Consider the following 17,613-nt stretch of genomic DNA (forward strand, 5'->3'; position numbering starts at 1 on the left):
TCGACTATAACGGCAAGCCCCGTCTCCGCATATTTCAAGTTTGTAAGAACTGATGCGCGGCATCGCAACGGGAAGCCGCGCTAACGTCTTGTAACAATCGGCGCCCGGCTCCCCGCTTCGCGCCCTTTTCTAAAACATCTTTCATCCTGCCTCGCGCCCGGCGTTAAGCGGCGCCACGCACACTGCGCGAGCCGAATCGGGCTCCCGCCACGCTTCGGCGCCTTGCTGACAGGCCGGCGCCCCGCGCCGGCGGAGACCTCGCCGATGCTGAAACTCGTCCGACTCGCGCTCGCGCGCCCCTACACGTTCATCGTCCTCGCGCTGCTGATCCTGATCGCGGGGCCGCTCGCGGCGCTGCGCACGCCGACCGACATCTTTCCCGACATCCGGATCCCGGTCATCAGCGTCGTATGGAACTACGCGGGCCTGCAGCCCGCCGACATGTCGGGGCGCATCGTCACGTATTACGAGCGCACGCTCGGCACGACGGTCAACGACGTCGCGCACATCGAGTCGCAGTCGTTCCGCAGCTTCGGGATCGTCAAGATCTTCTTCCAGCCGAGCGTCGACATCCGCACCGCGACCGCGCAGGTCACGTCGATCTCGCAGACGGTGCTCAAGCAGATGCCGCCCGGCACCACGCCGCCGCAGATCCTCAACTACAACGCGTCGACGGTGCCCGTGCTGCAGCTCGCGCTGACGAGCGACACGCTGAACGAGCAGCAGCTCGGCGACTACGCGACCAACGTGATCCGGCCGCAGCTGCTGTCCGTCGCGGGCGTCGCGATTCCGTCGCCGTACGGCGGCAAGGTGCGCCAGGTGCAGATCGACCTCGATCCGCAGGCGCTGCAGGCCAAGGGGCTGTCCGCGCAGGACGTCGCGACCGCGCTCGCGCAGCAGAACCAGATCATCCCGGCCGGCACGCAGAAGATCGGCGGCTTCGAATACAACATCCGGCTCAACGACAGCCCGCTGACCATCGACCAGCTCAACGCGCTGCCGATCCGGACCGTCAACGGCGCGGTGATCTTCATGCGCGACGTCGCGCACGTGCGCGACGGCTTTCCGCCGCAGGGCAACATCGTGCGCGTCGACGGCCGCCGCGCGGTGCTGATGAGCGTGCTGAAAAGCGGCTCGGCGTCGACGCTCGACATCATCGCGGGCGTCAAGGCGCAGTTGCCGCGCATCGAGGCGACGCTGCCGCCGTCGCTCCGGCTCGTCGTGATGGGCGACCAGTCGGTGTTCGTCAAGGGCGCCGTGAGCGGCGTCGCGCGCGAAGGCCTGATCGCCGCCGCGCTCACCTCCGCGATGATCCTGCTGTTCCTCGGCAGCTGGCGCTCGACGCTGATCATCGCCGCGTCGATCCCGCTCGCGGTGCTGGCGGCGATCGCCGCGCTCGCCGCCGCGGGCGAGACGCTCAACGTGATGACGCTCGGCGGGCTCGCGCTCGCAGTCGGCATTCTGGTCGACGACGCGACCGTCACGATCGAGAACGTCAACTGGCATCTGGAACAGGGCAAGGACGTGCGTAGCGCGATCCTGGACGGCGCATCGCAGATCGTCGCGCCGGCCTTCGTGTCGCTGCTGTGCATCTGCATCGTGTTCGTGCCGATGCTGCTGCTCGACGGCGTTGCGCGCTTCCTGTTCGTGCCGATGGCCGAAGCGGTGATCTTCGCGATGATCGCGTCGTTCGTGCTGTCCCGCACGTTCGTGCCGATGATGGCCCGTTACCTGCTGAAGCCGCATGCCGCGCATCCGGCGGCCGTGCTCGCACCGCACGGCGCGCCGTTCGCGCCGCCGCGTGCGCGCAATCCGCTCGTCGCGTTCCAGCAGGGCTTCGAGCGCCGCTTCGCCGCACTGCGCGCCGGCTACCGCATCGTGCTCGGCCTCGCGCTGGCCCGCCCCGCCCGCTTCGTCGTGTCGTTCCTCGCGGCGGTCGCCGTGTCGTTCGTGCTGGTGCCGGGGCTTGGCCGCAACTTCTTCCCGTCGGTCGACTCGGGCGAGATCGCGCTCCACGTGCGCGCCCCGATCGGCACGCGCATCGAGGAAACGGCCGCGCTGTTCGACCGCGTCGAGCGCACGGTACGCGGCGTCGTGCCGCCGCGCGCGCTCGCGAGCATCGTCGACAACATGGGTTTGCCGAACAGCGGGATCAACCTCACGTACAGCAACAGCGGCACGATCGGCCCGCAGGACGGCGACATCCTCGTGTCGCTCACCGGCGACCACGCGCCGACGGCCGGCTACGTGAAGCAGCTGCGTACCGTGCTGCCGCGTGCCTTTCCGGGCGTGACGTTCTCGTTCCTGCCCGCCGACATCGTGAGCCAGATCCTCAACTTCGGCGCCCCGGCCCCGATCGACGTGCAGGTGACGGGCCCCGACCGGGCGGCCAACCGGGCGTATGCGACCGAGCTGCTGCGCCGCATCCGCGCGGTGCCGGGCGTCGCCGATGCGCGCGTGCAGCAGGCGTCGACCTATCCGCAGTTCACGGTGTCGGTCGACCGCGCGCGTGCCGCGCAGCTCGGCGTCACCGAGCGGGACGTCACCAATGCGGTGGTCGCCAGCCTGTCCGGCACGAGCCAGGTGTCGCCGACCTACTGGCTCGATCCGCACAACGGCGTGTCCTATCCGATCGTCGCGCAGACACCGCAATACCGGATGACGTCGCTGTCCGACCTGCGCGCGCTGCCCGTCACGGGCCGCACGGGCGCCCCGCAATTGCTCGGCGGCCTCGCGACGATCGTGCGCGGGCAGACCGACGCGGTCGTGTCGCACTACGACATCGCGCCGCTGTACGACATCTTCGCGACCACGCAGGATCGCGATCTCGGCGCGGTCAGCGCCGACATCGAGCGCGTACTGCACGCGAGCGCCGCCGACCTGCCGAAAGGATCGCGCGTGACGGTGCGCGGCCAGGTGCAGACGATGAACGGCGCATTCGGCGGGCTGCTCGCCGGCCTCGCCGGCGCGGTGCTGCTGATCTACCTGCTGATCGTCGTGAACTTCCATTCGTGGCGCGACGCGTTCGTGATCGTGAGCGGGCTGCCTGCCGCGCTCGCCGGCATCGTCTGGATGCTGTTCGTCACGCGCACGCCGCTGTCGGTACCCGCGTTGACGGGCGCGATCCTGTGCATGGGCGTCGCGACCGCAAACAGCATCCTCGTCGTCACCTTCGCACGCGAACGGCTCGCGCACACCGCCGACGCTGCCGTCGCCGCACTCGAGGCCGGCTTCACGCGCTTTCGTCCCGTGATGATGACCGCGCTCGCGATGATCATCGGCATGGCGCCGATGGCCCTCGGCCTCGGTGACGGCGGCGAGCAGAACGCCCCGCTCGGCCGCGCGGTCATCGGCGGCCTGCTGTGCGCGACCGTCGCGACGCTGGTGTTCGTGCCCGTCGTGTTCAGCCTCGTTCATCGGCGCGATCGCGCGCCGCGCTCCGAATCCCTTTCCGTCACTCCGGGAGAACAGCATGTCCACTGAATTCGAAGTCCGTCCCCCCGGCACGCCGCGCTACCTGAAGCCGCTCGCGATCGCGGGCGCCGCCGCCGCGCTCGCCGTCGCGGCCGCCGGCGTCTTCGCCCGCCTGCACGACGCGCACGCGGTCGCCGCGTGGACCGCGCAGCAAGCGATCCCGACCGTCGCGACGGTCGCGCCGCAGCCGGCCGCGGCCGACGCACTCGTGCTGCCGGGCCGCCTCGACGCGTATGTCGACGCCCCGATCTACGCGCGCGTGCCGGGCTACCTGCATGCGTGGTACGCCGATATCGGCGCGCACGTGAAGGCCGGCCAGCTGCTCGCGTCGATCGACACGCCCGATCTCGACCAGCAGTTGCAGCAGGCCCGCGCGGACCTGCAAAGCGCGAGCGCGAACGAGCGGCTCGCCGCCGTCACGGCCGCACGCTGGGCCGCGATGCTTGCGCAGGACTCCGTATCGCAGCAGGAGGCCGACGAGAAGCGCAGCGACCTCGACGCGAAACGCGCGGCGGTCGCGGCCAGCACCGCCAACGTGCGGAGGCTCGAAGCGCTCGAATCGTTCAAGCGGCTCACCGCGCCGTTCGACGGCGTCGTGACGGCCCGCAAGACCGACGTCGGCGCGCTGATCGACGCGGGCAGCGGCAACGGCGCCGAACTCTTCACGGTGTCGGATGCGCGGCGGCTGCGGCTGTACGTCCATGTGCCGCAGGACGACGCGGCCGCGATCCGCGCCGGCATGCAGGTCGCGCTGACCGTACCGGAACGCCCCGGCACGACGTTCGACGCGACGCTCGCCGATTCCGCGCAGTCGATCGATCCGGCTTCCGGCACGCTGCTCGCGCAGTTCTCGATCGCCAACCCGGCCGGCACGCTGTTTCCCGGCGAATACGCGCAGGTCCGGATCTCGGTGCCCGGCGCCGCGCACGCGCTGACGATTCCGGCCAGCACACTGATCTTCCGCCATGACGGATTGCAGGTTGCGGTACTCGACGCGAACGGCCATGCAAGATTGCGCAACGTATCGATCGCGACCGATCTCGGCACGCGTGTCGAGATCGCGTCGGGGCTCTCGGCCGGTGACCGCGTGATCGACAACCCGCCCGATTCGCTCGCGGATGGTGACCGCGTGCGCGTCGCCGACACCACGACCACGGAGCGCGCGCATGGCTGACCGACTGCTTGCCGCGTGGCTGGGCGGCATCGCGCTGCTCGCCGGCTGTTCGCTTGCGCCGACCTATCGCGCGCCGGATGTTCCGGTGTCGGCGGCGTTTCGCGAAACGGGCCCGTGGGTCGATGCCGCACCGGCCGATCGCCTGCCGCGCGACGGCTGGTGGCGCGTGTATGGCGACGCGACGCTCGACCGGCTCGAACCGCTCGTCGCACAGGCGAATCCCGACCTCGCAGTCGCCGTCGCGCGGCACGACGAAGCCGCCGCGCTGTTCGACGAAGCGCATGCGGCATTGCTGCCGACCGTGGGCATCGATGCCGAACCCGACCGCGACCGGCAGTCGGCGCGCCGGCCGCTGCGCGGCAGCGGCCAGCCCGACGTCTACGAATCGAACACGCTCGAAGCCGGCATCGGCTACGACGTCGATCTGTGGGGCAAGGTCCGCAACACGGTCGCGGCCGGCCGCGACGATGCGCAGGCGGCCGACGACGATCTCGCATCGGTCCGGCTCAGCCTGCAGGCCGGCGTGGCCAGCGCCTACTTCGACCTCGCGGGCCTCGACCGCGAAGCGGACACGCTCGCGCAAACGATCGACACGTACCGCCGCGCGTGGCAGCTGACGGTCAGCCGCCATCGCGGCGGCCTCGCGTCGGGGCTCGACGTGTCGCGTGCGCAGACGCAACTCTCGCTTGCCCAGGCACGCGCGTCCGACATCGCCGCACGCCGCGCACTCGACGAACATGCGATCGCGGCGCTCGTCGGTGCATCCGCGTCGACGTTCGCGTTGCCCCCCGTCGCGGCGCTGCCGGGCGTGCCGTCGATTCCGACCGGGCTCGCGTCGACGCTGCTCGAACGCCGGCCGGACGTCGCCGCTGCCGAACGCCGCGTCGCGGCCGCGAACGCACGGATCGGCGTCGCCCGCGCGGCGTATTTCCCCGACCTGTCGCTCGGCCTCGATGCCGGCTTCCAGAGCGATACGTTTTCGCCATGGCTCGCCGCGCCGAACGAGATCTGGTCGATCGGGCCGCGTCTCGCGATGACGTTGTTCGACGGCGGCCTGCGTGCCGCCGGCGTACGCAAGTCGCGCGCGCAGTTCGCCGAACAGGGTGCACGCTATCGCGCCGTCGTGCTGCAGGCGTTCCGCGAGGTCGAGGACGATCTCGCGCTGCTGCACCGTCTCGGCGACGAATCGGACCAGGACGACGCGGCGCTCGTCGCGGCACGGCAGTCGCTCGCACTCGCGATGTCGCGCTATCGCGACGGTGCGGTCAGCTATCTCGACGTGGTCACGGCGCAGACGACCGAACTCGATACGCAGATCGCGTCGCTCGACGCCGATGCGCGACGCCTGCAGGCCTCCGTCGCGCTCGTGCGCGCGCTCGGCGGCGGCTGGCACGCCGCGCGTTCATGAACGTTTCTTCATCGGCACGCCCGGTGCCCGCACCGGCGCGCCCGATAACGTGGTGCCTGCCGGCATCGCCGTCGCGGCACCGGCCACTGTCACTTGAAAAGGATCACGCCATGAAGACCTTGATGTCCGCCACCCTCCTCTCCGCCCTTTGCGTCGCGCTGCCCGGCCGGGCCAGCGCGATGCCGCCCGCCGCGCCGGCGGCATCGCAGACGCTCGCCTCCAGCGCGCCCGCACGGTTGCCATCGCAATCGGCATGGAATGCCCCTCAAGCCGCGCCGCTGACGCGTGCGCAGGTCTACCGCGAACTCGTCCACGCCGAACGCGACGGCCAGTTCGCGCAACTCAATCGCGAACTCTATTCGCACTGACTGTACGCAGGCGTGCGTGCCGTGCAGCGCGGGGCGCGCGGCACGCGCGGCGCGATATCGCGCCGTCACCTGCCCGTGTCGAACCGGAACCCGAATCGCGCAACCGTTTCGATCCGTGCGGAGAACGCATGCGCGGCCAGCTTGCGCCGCAACCGCACGACCAGCGCATTGACCGTTTCGGGTTCGATGTCTGCGTCGCCCCATGCATACCGCAGCACGACATCGCGCCCGACCGGCCGTCCCGATTCGCGCAGCAGGCATTCGACGAGACGGAATTCCCGCGCACTGAGCGCGAGCCGCCTGCCGGGTTCCTCGAGTGCGCGCGTCGCCGCGTCGAGCCGGACCGATTCACGCGTGTCGATCGCACCGGCGCGGCGCCACAGCGCGCGCAGCCGCTCGTGCAGTTCCACGAACGAACACGGGTGGGCAAGACATACGTCGCAGCCGGCCTGCAGCATCCGCGCCCGCTGCGCGGGCGTGGCGCCGGTGACGATCGCGGCGATCGTCGCGCCGCCGGCCGAGACGGCGAGCCGCGGCAGTCCGGCGAGGATCGCCGGGTCGGCCGCGGCATCGGGCGCAGCAATCACGACGGCATCGAACCGGTCCTGCGTCGCCGCGAAACAGCCGTCGCGCCATCCGTCGACGCGTTCGACGCCATGCATGCTTTCGCGAAATGCCTTGTCGAGCCGCGCGGCCTCCGGTGTCGGCGGCGCAATCAGCAGGATGCGCATCGATCGTTCTCCTGCGCCGTCATGCGAGCGAGCGCGGCCAGCATTCGACCGTGATCGCCGCGCCGGCCGGCTGCGCGGCGCCGATCCGCAGCGCGAAACCGTGCACGCGCATCACGGCCGACACGATGCTCAGGCCGAGCCCCGACCCGTTCACATGGCGCGTGCGCTCGCCGCGATAGAAGCGTTCGAGCACCGCGTCGCGCTCGCCCGGCGGGATGCCGGGACCGGTGTCCTCGAACCGCACGAGCGGGCCGTTCGCGGTCGTGTGGAGCACGACGCGCACGCGACCGCCCGGCGGCGTGAACTTGATGGCGTTGTCCGCGAGATTGCTGAACGCCTCGAACAGCAACGCGCGATCGCCGTGAATGCCGTCGACCGATGCCGCGTCGAGCGCGAACGACACGTCGGCGGCCTCCGCCAGCGGTTCATAGAGTTCGCACACGTCGCGCAGCAAGGCCGCGACGTCGACCGCGGCAAAGCCGCCGCGCCGGCTCAGCGTGCCGATCTCGGAGATGCGCAGCATCGCGCGAAAGCGTTCGAGCAACCGGTCGGTTTCGTCGCGCGCGCAAGCCAGCAGCGCCGCCGACGCGGGATCGTCCGCGCAGAACGGCTGGTCGGCCAGCCGCGCCAGCATCGTGTGCACGCGTGCGAGCGGTGTGCGCAGGTCGTGCGCGATGCCGTCGCAGGTATGGCGCACCTCGCCCATCAGCCGCTCGACTTCGTCGAGCATGTGGTTCACGAGATGCGCGAGCAGGTCGAGTTCGTCATAGCGGCCGACCGGCAGCCGCTTGCCGAGATCGCCTTCGGCGATCTGCCGCGTGACGCGCCGGATCGCGGCGACGCGGCGCATCTGCCGCATGCCGAGCATGCTGCCGCCCGCGATGCCCGCGATCAGGATCATCACGCCGCCGATCACGAGCCCGCGGATCGCGACGTCGCGAATCTGGATGAAATGCGACAGGTCGCGCGCGACGACCAGCGTCATCCCGTTGCCGCGGCGCACGGCCATCGCACGCGTGATCGGCGCGGGCTGGCCGTCGAGCGGCGCGAGCGTGCGGTGCAGCGTGCGCCCGTGGCGATCCGCGCGCAGCGCGGGCGGCGTCGCGATGTCACCGGCCACGCGGCGCCCGGCCGCGTCGAACAGCCCGTAGAAACTCGTATGCATGTGCTCGTGCTCGAGCCGCCGGTGGATCGCGAGCGGCAGCTCGGCATCGGGAATCGAATCGAAATAGATCAGCTGCCACGCGAGCACCTCGTCGGTATCGCGCCGCATCGTGTGCGTCGCGGCCGCGTCGATCACGCCCGCCAGCAGCAGCAGCGACACCGAGAAGATCGCCGCGTACGCGCACAGCCAGCGAAACGTCGTCGTATGCCAGCGGCGCGTGAAGTTCGCCGCGCGAGCCGCGTCCATTCCCGCCTCCGTCACGCGAGCATGTAGCCCGAGCCGCGCACCGTCTGGATCATCGGTTGCGCGCCAGGCGGATCGATCTTCTTGCGCAGCCGGCCCATGTGGACGTCGATCAGGTTGGTGCCGGGATCGAAGTGATAGCCCCACACGGTCTCGAACAGCATCGTGCGCGTGATCGTCTGGCCCGCGTTGCGCATCATGAATTCGAGCACGCGGAATTCCGTCGGCAGCAGCGGAATCTCGTCGCCGCCGCGGCGCGCGCAGCGCGAAATGAGGTCGAGTTCGAGCGCGCCGACTTTCAGCAGCGTCTGCTGCGGCACGCCCGATGCCTGCCGGCGGCGCAGCAGCACCTCGATGCGAGCGCTCAGCTCGCCGGAATCGAACGGCTTCGTCAGGTAGTCGTCGCCGCCCGCGCGCAGCCCGCGGATGCGCTCGTCGACGTCGCCGAGGGCGCTCAGCATCAGCACCGGCGTATCGATGCCGACCGTGCGCATCGCGGTCAGGATCGCGAGGCCGTCCGCGCCCGGCAGCATCCGGTCGAGCGTGATCGCGTCGTACGATGCGCTCATCGCGCGCATCATCCCGTCGCGGCCGTTGTCGATCCAGTCGACCTCGAACCCGCGCGCGGTCAGCTCGCCGACGATCTCGTTCGCGGTCACCGCATCGTCCTCGACTGTCAGCACTCGCATGGTTGTCCTCTCAATGAACGTCACGTCGGGCGCACACGATGCGCCCGCGACTATCGTAGGCGACGCGGCCGCCGTCCGGCGCTACATGAAAAATGCTTCATCCGGTACCGCGGCAAGCGCGCGTGAAACATGTTTCATTCGTGCGTCGCCCGCTCCGCCGTGCGCGCCGCCTACGCTGACGTCCTGCGGCATCGGGCCGCGAAACCAGGAGCTACCGGATGAAACTGTCGACCACTGTCGCCTGCATGCTGCTCGCATGCGCCAGCACCGCCGCATTGGCGGGACCGCACCTCACCCCGCAGGAATGCAACGCGTACCCGTTCGTTCACACAGGCCGCGACGTCACGCATGCGGACCTCGTGCGCGAGCTGACCGAGCTCGAACAGGTCGGCTACGATCCGGCGCACGCGAGCCCCTACTACCCCGACGATCTCGACGGCGCGAAGCATCGGCTCGCCGCCGAATACCGCGCGGACTGCACGCATGCGCTGACCGCCGACGCAGGCGTGCAGCACTGAGCGCACGGCCGCGCGCAACACGGCCGGGGAGAAACGAGAAAGGCGGCACTTGCGTGCCGCCTTTTCTTCATGAACGCGCATCGATGCCGACCGCTGCGCCGAGGTGCCGCTCAGCGCGACATCATGTTCATGCTGACGTTGTGCATCACCCACAGCGTGCCGACGATCAGGATCGCCGCGGTCAGCACCGTGTAGCTGAACGCCATCACGTTCCAGCGCTGGCCCGACGAGCCGTTCATGTGCAGGAAGTACACGAGGTGCACGACGATCTGCACGAAGGCGAGCACGGCGAGCGCGATCAGCGACGCATGCGGCGACAGCACGCCGCCCATCACGAGGCCGAACGACGCGGCCGTGAGCAGCACCGACAGGATGAAGCCGGCGACATAGCCGCCGACGCTGCCGTGCCCTTCTTCCAGTTGAGACGAATGCGAATGGGCCATTTAGATCACGCTCGCGAGATAGACAAAGGAAAACACGCAGATCCACACGATGTCGAGGAAGTGCCAGAACAGGCTCAGGCACGTCAGGCGCCGCAGGTCGCGATCGGTCAGGTCGCCGCCGCGGAACACGATCTGCCCGGCGAGCACGATCATCCACAAGAGGCCTGCCGTCACGTGCAGCCCGTGCGTGCCGACCAGCGTGAAGAACGCCGACAGGAACGCGCTGCGCTGCGGGCCCGCGCCTTCCGCGATCAGGTGCGAGAACTCGCGCAGTTCCATCGCGAGAAACGCCGCGCCGAGCACGAACGTCACCGCGAGCCACGCGAGCAGCGCGCCGCGGCGCTGCTTGTACGCCGCGAGCATCGCGAAACCGTACGTGATGCTCGACAGCAGCAGCGCGGCGGTTTCCACCGCGACGCCCGGAATGTCGAACAGCTCCTTCGCGGTCTGGCCGCCCGCATACTGGTGGCCGAGCACCGCGAACGTCGCGAACAGCGCCGCGAAGATCACGCAGTCGGTCATCAGGTACAGCCAGAAACCGAACACCGAATGCGACGGCGGATGGTCGTCGTGCTCGAGCAGGGTTGCGCTCAAGGTTTTCTGCAACATCAGTTGGCCTCCAGTTCCACGTCGTCGACGCGCGCGGCCACGCGCTGCGTCGGCTGCTTGTCTTCGATCTTCCGCACCGTCGACGCGGGGATGTAATAGCCGTCGTTATCACGCGAGCTGTAGATCACGAGCGTCGCGATGATCCCGACGAGCCCGCCGATCGCCATCCACCAGATGTGCCACACCAGCGCGAAGCCGAGCACCAGGCTGAAGATCGCGATCACGAGGCCCGCGCAAGTATTCGACGGCATGTGGATGTCGCGGAACGTTGCCGGGTTCGGCCGGCCTTCGCCGCGCGCCTTCATGTCGGCGTACGCGTCGAGCGTGCGCACTTGCGGGATCACCGCGAAGTTGTAGTCGGCCGGCGGCGACGAGGTCGCCCATTCCAGCGTGCGGCCGCCCCACGGGTCGCCCGTCGTGTCGCGGTACTCGGGCAGGTGGCGGTTGCGGATGCTGACCACCAGCTGCAGCACCTGGCACGCGATGCCGATCGCGATCAGCACGGCGCCGAACGCGGCGACCAGCAGCCACGGATGCCATGCCGGGTTGTCGTAGTGGTTCAGGCGGCGCGTCATGCCCATGAAGCCGAGCACGTAGAGCGGCACGAACGCGACGTAGAAGCCGATCTGCCAGAACCAGAATGCGGCCTTGCCGAGCTTCTCGTTCAGCTTGAAGCCGAACGCCTTCGGGAACCAGTAGTTGAAGCCGGCGAGATAACCGAACAGCACGCCGCCGATGATCACGTTGTGGAAGTGCGCGATCAGGAACAGGCTGTTGTGCAGCACGAAGTCGGCGCCCGGAATCGCCATCATCACGCCGGTCATGCCGCCGAGCGTGAACGTGACCATGAAGCCGATCGTCCACAGCACGGGCGTCGTGAATTCGATCCGGCCGCGATACATCGTGAACAGCCAGTTGAACACCTTCACGCCGGTCGGGATCGCGATGATCATCGTCATGATGCCGAAGAACGCGTTCACGTTCGCCCCCGAGCCCATCGTGAAGAAGTGATGCAGCCACACGAGGAACGACAGCACCATGATCGCGCAGGTCGCGTACACCATCGTCTTGTAGCCGAACAGCGGCTTCTTCGCGAACGTCGCGATGACTTCCGAGAAGATCCCGAACGCCGGCAGGATCAGGATGTACACCTCCGGATGGCCCCACGCCCAGATCAGGTTCAGGTACAGCATCGCGTTGCCGCCGGCTTCGTTCGTGAAGAAGTGCATGCCGAGATAGCGATCGAGGCCGAGCAGCGCGAGCGTCGCGGTGAGGATCGGGAACGACGCCATGATCAGCACGTTCGTGCAGAGCGCGGTCCACGTGAACACCGGCATCTTCATCAGCGTCATGCCGGGCGCACGCATCTTGATGATCGTCACGAAGAAGTTCACGCCGGTCAGCAGCGTGCCGACGCCCGAGATCTGCAGCGCCCACAGATAGTAGTCGACCCCTACCCCCGGACTGAACTGCAGCTCCGACAGCGGCGGGTAGGCCAGCCAGCCCGTCTGCGCGAATTCGCCGATCACGAGCGACACGTTGATCAGGATCGCGCTGACGGCCGTCATCCAGAACGACAGCGAGTTGATGAACGGGAACGCGACGTCGCGCGCGCCGATCTGCAGCGGCACGATCAGGTTCATCAGGCCGACCATGAACACCATCGCCATGAAGAAGATCATGATCACGCCGTGTGCCGTGAAGACCTGGTCATAGTGGTGCGGCGGCAGGTAGCCGGGCCCGTTGTACGCGAGCGCGAGCTGCATGCGCATCATGATCGCGTCGGCGAAGCCGCGCAGCAGCATGATCAGCGCGACGATGATGTACATCACGCCGAGCCTCTTGTGGTCGACCGTGGTCAGCCATTCCGTCCACAGCCATTTCCACCGGCCGGTGATCGTCAGCGCGGCGAGAATGCCCAGCACGACCAGCCCCATGAAGGCGCCTGCCCCCATGATGATGGGCTGGTCGAACGGGATCGCCGAGAGTGTGAGTTTGCCGAACATGCGTTACCCCTTCGTGCCGCAGGCGGCGTCCTTCAGGTCGAGGACGTGGCCATCGTTGTATTTCGCGATGATGTTGTGGAAGAGCCGCGGATCGACCGACGAGAAGTAGCGCACGGGCGCCTTCTCGCTCGGTTGCGCGACGGTGCCGTACACGGTCGCGTCGAGCCGGTCCGGCGACGCCTTCACCTTCTGCACCCATGCATCGAACTGTTCGCGCGGCTCGGCGAGCGTGCGGAACTTCATGTCGGAGAAGCCGCGGCCGCTGAAGTTGGCGGACGTGCCCGCGTAGTTGCCGGGTTCGTCGGCGATCAGGTGCAGGCGCGTCTGCATGCCGGCCATCGCGTAGACCTGGCCGCCGAGCTGCGGGATGAAGAACGAGTTCATCACCGAATCCGACGTGATGCGGAAGTTCACCGGCGTGCCCACCGGAATCGCGAGCTGGTTCACCGACGCGATGCCGAGTTCCGGATAGATGAACAGCCACTTCCAGTCGAGCGCGACGACCTCGACGTCGATCGGCTTCACCGACGACTCGAGCGGCTTGTACGGGTCGAGCTCGTGCGTGGTCTTCCACGTGAGCACGCCGAGGAACAGGATGATCAGCGTCGGCACCGTCCAGATCACGACCTCGATCGCGGTCGAGTGCGACCAGTTCGGTGCATAGGTGGCGTTGCGGTTCGATGCGCGATAACGCCACGCGAACCACAGCGTGAGCAGGATCACCGGCACGACGACGACCAGCATCGCCCAGGTGGATGTCGCGATCAGCGCCTTTTCCGCGGCGCCGACGCTACCTTTCGGATTTAGTACATCTAAATTACAGCCTGACAGGCTCAACGCCGCGCCGATTGACATCAGCGCCGACCAGCCTCTTGAAGCTTTTCTTTTCATCACACAGCCCGAGGGTCATTGAATCCGTTTGCGTATGCCCGATGCGCATTCGATCCACGAAAGTGGCCGAATCATACGTCGCGCGGGTGTGATGAAAAACCGGTGGATGCGGCAAATCATCATTGCAGAATCTGCCGTGAGTCACATTGTCGCGGGGCAATTTCACGCAGCCGGAAGCGGGCCCGGCACGCGGCGTGCCGGACCTCGATCGATGCGCGCGCAACGAGCCGGACCGCCGTGCGATGCGGCCCGACATGCCGCGATCAGTCGTGCGTCGACGCCATGTACGAAGGCGGCGTCGGCCCCGTGCCGTCCCCTGCCGGCACCTTCGAATGGCTCGCTTCCTGGATCAGCCTGCCGACGGTCGGATCGATCGCGTCGGTGAACGGCTTCGGATCGACGCCGACCGCCAGCACGATCAGCGCGAGCGACGCGAACATCACGATCTCGCGACGGTTCAGGTCGGCGAGCTTCGCGATGCCCTGGCTCGCGACCTTGCCGAACACGACGCGCTTGAGCATCCACAGCGTGTACGACGCGCTGAGGATCAGCGTCAGTGCCGCGATCGCGCCGATCCAGAAGTTGAAGCGGATCGCGCCCATGATGACCATGAACTCGCCGACGAAGCCCGACGTGCCCGGCAAGCCCACGTTGGCCATCGCGAACAGCACCGTGAAGGTCGCGAAACGCGGCATCACGCCTGCCACGCCGCCGTACGCGGCGATCTCGCGCTGCTTCGTGCGATCGACGAGCACGTTCACGCACAACAGCATCGCGCCGGCGACGAAGCCGTACGACACGAGCTGAACGATCGCGCCTTCGACGCCGATCCGGTTGAACAGGAACAGCCCGAGCGTGACGATCCCCATGTGCGCGACGGTCGAGTACGCGAGCAGCTTGCCGAGATCGGTCTGCGCAAGCGCGATCAGGCTCGCATAGACGATCGCGAAGAGCGACAGCGCGATCACGGCCGGCGCGAAGAAGTGGCTCGCATCGGGCGTGATCGGCAGCGCGAAGCGCAGGAACCCGTAGCCGCCGAGCTTGAGCATCGCGAGCATCAGCGCGGCGCCGGTCGGGCCGTCGGTGTAGACATCGCTCAGCCACGTGTGGACCGGCCACATCGGCACCTTCACCGCGAACGCCGCGAAGAAGCCGAGGAACACCAGCAACTGCGGCGCGAAACCGAGCTGCAGCGTGCGCCATGCGGCCATGTCGAACGTATGCGACTGCGCGTACAGGTACAGCATCGCCATCAGCAGCAGCAGTGAGCCGGCGAACGAGATGAAGAAGAACTTCACGGCCGCATACACGCGGCGCTCGCGGCCCCACGTGCCGATCAGCAGGTATAGCGGGATCAGCGTCGCCTCGAAGAAGATGAAGAACAGCAGCCCGTCCTGCGCGACGAACACGCCGACCATCAGCCCCGACAGGATCAGGAACGATGCGTAGTACTGCGCGACGCGCACCGTGACCGATTCCCACGATGCGATCACCACCACGAGCGTCGTGAAGGCGGTCAGCACGACGAGCCACAGCGACGCGCCGTCGATACCGACGCGCCATCCGGAATTGAACGCCGCCAGCCAGTCGCGGCTTTCGACGAACTGCATCGCCGCCGAATGCGCGTCGAAGCCCGCAACCAGCGGGACGACGGCCGCGAGTCCCACGATCGCGCCCGCGAGCGCGATCAGCCGCGTCCGGCGCGGGTGATGGTCGGAACCGGCACGCAGCAGGCACACGCCGAACAGGATCGGAGCCCAGATGGCCAGGCTCAGGAAGGGAAAATCATGCATGTCAACAGGGCCTTGATGAGGTCGCGCTCTGCATCGGGGACAGGCGAGACGAAAGGAACGAAATCGAATCGACAGGTAGATTTCGTGAATCGCCAGTGTTGGCAAAATGTAAAGCGACATCACGGACAAACTTGATGTCGCTCAAACGCGATCGGGTTAACCAGCATAAGGCGATTGATTATTTTCTGCAGCGCAGCAGAGCATCAATTTTCCGTTCCGGCGCATGACACTGATTTTATTAAGTAATTTTTTGTATTGCGCGTCACGGCGAACCACGAAAAACGACGCAATGCCGCATTTTTGGCGTCGGCGTGTCGTTTCTCGGGGTCTGAACAGGATGATCGAGGTCCGGCAGGTCAACGAGGCAGAAGCTCGTTTTTCCTTACATTAATACTTACATTTATATTTCATATCGCCGGTGAATGGCCACCCTGCCCGCCCGGTGTCGCGGCAGGCATCGCATCGCTGATGTTCCCGGCCATCAGCGCTGATGACTCAGCCGGTCCCAGACGCGCATCGTCACCGCGCGATAGTGGTCGTGTTGCGCGGGGAAATGAACGAAGCGGCTGTCGCGCGTCGCATAGATCGGCGATGAAGCAAGCGTCGTCGCGTCGACGATATGGCGTGCGTCGATCATGCCGGATTCCAGCAGCTCCACGTAGATCGCCTGCTGGTCGCCGCCGCTCGCGTAGACCGACGACCGATCGTCGAAGCGCTCGATGCGCGCACAGATGCGCTCGACGAGTTCACGCATCGGCGCCACGTTGCGCACGCCGATCATGCACGAGTTGATCGCCCAGGCCGTGTGATCGGTACCGATCACGAAGTCGCGGCCGTCGATCACGCTGTCGATGGCCTGACGCTGGTCGATCGCCAGGATGTCCGCATCGACCCAGAACACGAATTCGTGATGCGGCAGATGTTCGCGAATCAGATGCAGCTTCGCCCAGTTCGCGTCGATGCCGCCCGGCAGGAACGCAGGCGCCTCGCGATACGCGTGGTACGCATAGCCGTGCCGCGTGCAGTAGCGGACGAAGTTCTCCTCGTGGAGATCGCCATAGCCCGCGACATGCGACGTATGCAGGCTCACGAACGCAACGCGCGCGTGCGGATTCACATGCCGCTCCGCTTCGCGCGGTCGCTGCTGCGCGGCGCGCCAGTCGTCCAGCGCGCGCGGGTGATCGCCGCGCTGATACCGCTCGGCATCGTCGACGAGCGCAACCACGTAGCGAAAGTCGTAATCGGCCGCCGGCGCCCAGGTATCGCCCACCGCTTGCCACTCGGGTGCATGGTGCGCGACGAGCGGCCGCGCGCCGGCGAGCGAATCGATCGCGACGCCGTCGCTCCAGACCGTCTGGGCCGACGCGAAATGGCCGTTCGCGAGCGGCACGTCGAACGGCAGCGGCGGAAAGTGCTCCGCGAGCAGCGTCGCCTCGCACGCATCGCGCCGCTCCGGAAGGCGCATCGCCCATTTGCCCAGTTCGAGTGCGAGCCTGCGCAATCGCTCCCGCACGTCGGGCACGTTGCGGAAGATCATGCCGCTTGCGGCGGGCAACGGCGATTTCGACGTCTGCGTGGTGACGATTGCGTCGTAACCGTGCGCGACGTCCGGCAGCGCGTGCGGATCGAACACGACGGAGAACGGATCGAGCACGAGCAGCCATGCGCCCGGCTCCATCGCGACGAGCTGCGCGATGATCGCATGGTACTTGTGCAGGATCGGCTGGCGCTCGCCGTACACGTGCATGCTGTCGACTGTCGCATGCCGGTAGCCGTGTAGCTGCGCGTAACGCGCGTGGTTGTCGACGAGTCCGTCGACAGGCCGATGAGAGAGGAAAGTCAGGACGGCATGCGGGCTTGCCAAGAGCGTCACCTTGAGTTGCGCCAGACGATACGCGATATGTAGCGCGTGACGGGGGCTCAAGTCGAGCATTCATTGCCGAGGAAAAAGAAAAAGCCCCGCAAGTCCGAGAACTTGCGGGGCTTTGTCACCGCTTTTGGCGGAGACGGAGGGATTCGAACCCTCGATCCAGGTTTTGGCCCAGATGCTCCCTTAGCAGGGGAGTGCCTTCGACCTCTCGGCCACGTCTCCCAAACTTTC

General features: G+C 67.3%; 15 protein-coding genes and 1 tRNA gene. 5 read left to right on the forward strand and 11 right to left on the reverse strand.

Features of this window, described 5'->3' with window-relative positions:
• The first annotated feature begins 264 nt into the window (after window positions 1–264).
• The 4 genes from AC5LXX_RS10680 to AC5LXX_RS10695 all read left to right on the forward strand — a co-directional run bounded on the left by AC5LXX_RS10680 (window position 265) and on the right by AC5LXX_RS10695 (window position 6,424).
• Window positions 265–3,483, forward strand: a complete 3,219-nt coding sequence (locus AC5LXX_RS10680; RefSeq protein WP_493409456.1) for an efflux RND transporter permease subunit — start codon at window positions 265–267, stop codon at window positions 3,481–3,483.
• Window positions 3,473–4,648 (forward strand): efflux RND transporter periplasmic adaptor subunit, encoded by a 1,176-nt coding sequence (locus AC5LXX_RS10685; RefSeq protein ID WP_493409457.1) that lies wholly within the window; start codon window positions 3,473–3,475, stop codon window positions 4,646–4,648. Before AC5LXX_RS10680 ends, AC5LXX_RS10685 begins: the two co-directional genes overlap by 11 nt.
• The gene (locus AC5LXX_RS10690; protein WP_493409458.1) at window positions 4,641–6,056 is read left to right on the forward strand and encodes an efflux transporter outer membrane subunit; all 1,416 of its coding nucleotides are present in this window, start codon (window positions 4,641–4,643) and stop codon (window positions 6,054–6,056) included. Before AC5LXX_RS10685 ends, AC5LXX_RS10690 begins: the two co-directional genes overlap by 8 nt.
• Before the next feature lie 110 nt (window positions 6,057–6,166).
• Window positions 6,167–6,424 (forward strand): DUF4148 domain-containing protein, encoded by a 258-nt coding sequence (locus tag AC5LXX_RS10695; RefSeq protein ID WP_493409459.1) that lies wholly within the window; start codon window positions 6,167–6,169, stop codon window positions 6,422–6,424.
• A gap of 65 nt (window positions 6,425–6,489) precedes the next feature.
• Here the strand turns inward: AC5LXX_RS10695 and AC5LXX_RS10700 are convergent, their stop codons facing one another.
• From AC5LXX_RS10700 to AC5LXX_RS10710, 3 genes are read right to left on the reverse strand one after another with little or no spacing between them, the layout of a single operon-like run.
• On the reverse strand, window positions 6,490–7,155 hold the full coding sequence (locus tag AC5LXX_RS10700) for a response regulator transcription factor (RefSeq protein ID WP_493409460.1): 666 nt from the start codon (window positions 7,153–7,155) through the stop codon (window positions 6,490–6,492).
• 19 nt (window positions 7,156–7,174) lie between these two features.
• Window positions 7,175–8,566 (reverse strand): sensor histidine kinase, encoded by a 1,392-nt coding sequence (locus AC5LXX_RS10705; RefSeq protein WP_493409461.1) that lies wholly within the window; start codon window positions 8,564–8,566, stop codon window positions 7,175–7,177.
• Window positions 8,567–8,577: 11 nt separating this feature from the next.
• Entirely contained in the window at window positions 8,578–9,252 is a 675-nt protein-coding gene (locus AC5LXX_RS10710) for a response regulator transcription factor (protein WP_124455413.1), read from the reverse strand.
• Window positions 9,253–9,470: 218 nt separating this feature from the next.
• On the opposite strand from AC5LXX_RS10710, the gene AC5LXX_RS10715 reads away from it, so the two are divergent.
• A complete protein-coding gene (locus AC5LXX_RS10715; protein WP_322082762.1) occupies window positions 9,471–9,770 on the forward strand; it encodes a DUF4148 domain-containing protein in 300 nt (99 codons plus the stop codon).
• Window positions 9,771–9,880: 110 nt separating this feature from the next.
• Here AC5LXX_RS10715 and cyoD read toward each other — a convergent pair whose 3' ends face one another.
• The 8 genes from cyoD to AC5LXX_RS10755 form a co-directional block, all read right to left on the reverse strand.
• Window positions 9,881–10,213 (reverse strand): cytochrome o ubiquinol oxidase subunit IV, encoded by a 333-nt coding sequence (cyoD, locus tag AC5LXX_RS10720; RefSeq protein WP_011352504.1) that lies wholly within the window; start codon window positions 10,211–10,213, stop codon window positions 9,881–9,883.
• Window positions 10,214–10,822 carry a cytochrome o ubiquinol oxidase subunit III gene (cyoC, locus tag AC5LXX_RS10725; RefSeq protein ID WP_034188894.1) on the reverse strand — a complete coding sequence of 203 codons (609 nt, stop codon included), beginning with the start codon at window positions 10,820–10,822 and terminating at the stop codon, window positions 10,214–10,216.
• Window positions 10,822–12,828 (reverse strand): cytochrome o ubiquinol oxidase subunit I, encoded by a 2,007-nt coding sequence (gene cyoB, locus AC5LXX_RS10730; RefSeq protein WP_124455415.1) that lies wholly within the window; start codon window positions 12,826–12,828, stop codon window positions 10,822–10,824. Before cyoB ends, cyoC begins: the two co-directional genes overlap by 1 nt.
• Before the next feature lie 3 nt (window positions 12,829–12,831).
• The gene (gene cyoA / locus AC5LXX_RS10735; protein WP_309291166.1) at window positions 12,832–13,719 is read right to left on the reverse strand and encodes a ubiquinol oxidase subunit II; all 888 of its coding nucleotides are present in this window, start codon (window positions 13,717–13,719) and stop codon (window positions 12,832–12,834) included.
• On the reverse strand, window positions 13,646–13,975 hold the full coding sequence (locus AC5LXX_RS10740; RefSeq protein ID WP_493409462.1) for a hypothetical protein: 330 nt from the start codon (window positions 13,973–13,975) through the stop codon (window positions 13,646–13,648). Before AC5LXX_RS10740 ends, cyoA begins: the two co-directional genes overlap by 74 nt.
• A gap of 7 nt (window positions 13,976–13,982) precedes the next feature.
• Window positions 13,983–15,512 (reverse strand): complex I subunit 4 family protein, encoded by a 1,530-nt coding sequence (locus tag AC5LXX_RS10745; RefSeq protein ID WP_493409463.1) that lies wholly within the window; start codon window positions 15,510–15,512, stop codon window positions 13,983–13,985.
• A 481-nt stretch (window positions 15,513–15,993) separates the two neighbouring features.
• Window positions 15,994–17,385 carry a glycosyltransferase family protein gene (locus AC5LXX_RS10750; protein ID WP_493411118.1) on the reverse strand — a complete coding sequence of 464 codons (1,392 nt, stop codon included), beginning with the start codon at window positions 17,383–17,385 and terminating at the stop codon, window positions 15,994–15,996.
• Window positions 17,386–17,510: 125 nt separating this feature from the next.
• Window positions 17,511–17,604 (reverse strand) — tRNA-Ser (locus AC5LXX_RS10755).
• Window positions 17,605–17,613 lie beyond the last annotated feature (9 nt).

This window comes from Burkholderia torrens (genome assembly GCF_984668525.1).

Coding starts and splice junctions, on each gene's coding strand:
- AC5LXX_RS10740 (WP_493409462.1), bottom strand. CDS start 13,975: ATGTCGGGCCGCATCGCACGGCGGTCCGGCTCGTTGCGCGCGCATCGA.
- cyoD (WP_011352504.1), bottom strand. CDS start 10,213: ATGGCCCATTCGCATTCGTCTCAACTGGAAGAAGGGCACGGCAGCGTC.
- AC5LXX_RS10700 (WP_493409460.1), bottom strand. CDS start 7,155: ATGCGCATCCTGCTGATTGCGCCGCCGACACCGGAGGCCGCGCGGCTC.
- AC5LXX_RS10710 (WP_124455413.1), bottom strand. CDS start 9,252: ATGCGAGTGCTGACAGTCGAGGACGATGCGGTGACCGCGAACGAGATC.
- AC5LXX_RS10715 (WP_322082762.1), top strand. CDS start 9,471: ATGAAACTGTCGACCACTGTCGCCTGCATGCTGCTCGCATGCGCCAGC.
- cyoB (WP_124455415.1), bottom strand. CDS start 12,828: ATGTTCGGCAAACTCACACTCTCGGCGATCCCGTTCGACCAGCCCATC.
- AC5LXX_RS10685 (WP_493409457.1), top strand. CDS start 3,473: ATGTCCACTGAATTCGAAGTCCGTCCCCCCGGCACGCCGCGCTACCTG.
- AC5LXX_RS10705 (WP_493409461.1), bottom strand. CDS start 8,566: ATGGACGCGGCTCGCGCGGCGAACTTCACGCGCCGCTGGCATACGACG.
- AC5LXX_RS10745 (WP_493409463.1), bottom strand. CDS start 15,512: ATGCATGATTTTCCCTTCCTGAGCCTGGCCATCTGGGCTCCGATCCTG.
- AC5LXX_RS10695 (WP_493409459.1), top strand. CDS start 6,167: ATGAAGACCTTGATGTCCGCCACCCTCCTCTCCGCCCTTTGCGTCGCG.
- AC5LXX_RS10690 (WP_493409458.1), top strand. CDS start 4,641: ATGGCTGACCGACTGCTTGCCGCGTGGCTGGGCGGCATCGCGCTGCTC.
- cyoC (WP_034188894.1), bottom strand. CDS start 10,822: ATGTTGCAGAAAACCTTGAGCGCAACCCTGCTCGAGCACGACGACCAT.
- cyoA (WP_309291166.1), bottom strand. CDS start 13,719: ATGAAAAGAAAAGCTTCAAGAGGCTGGTCGGCGCTGATGTCAATCGGC.
- AC5LXX_RS10680 (WP_493409456.1), top strand. CDS start 265: ATGCTGAAACTCGTCCGACTCGCGCTCGCGCGCCCCTACACGTTCATC.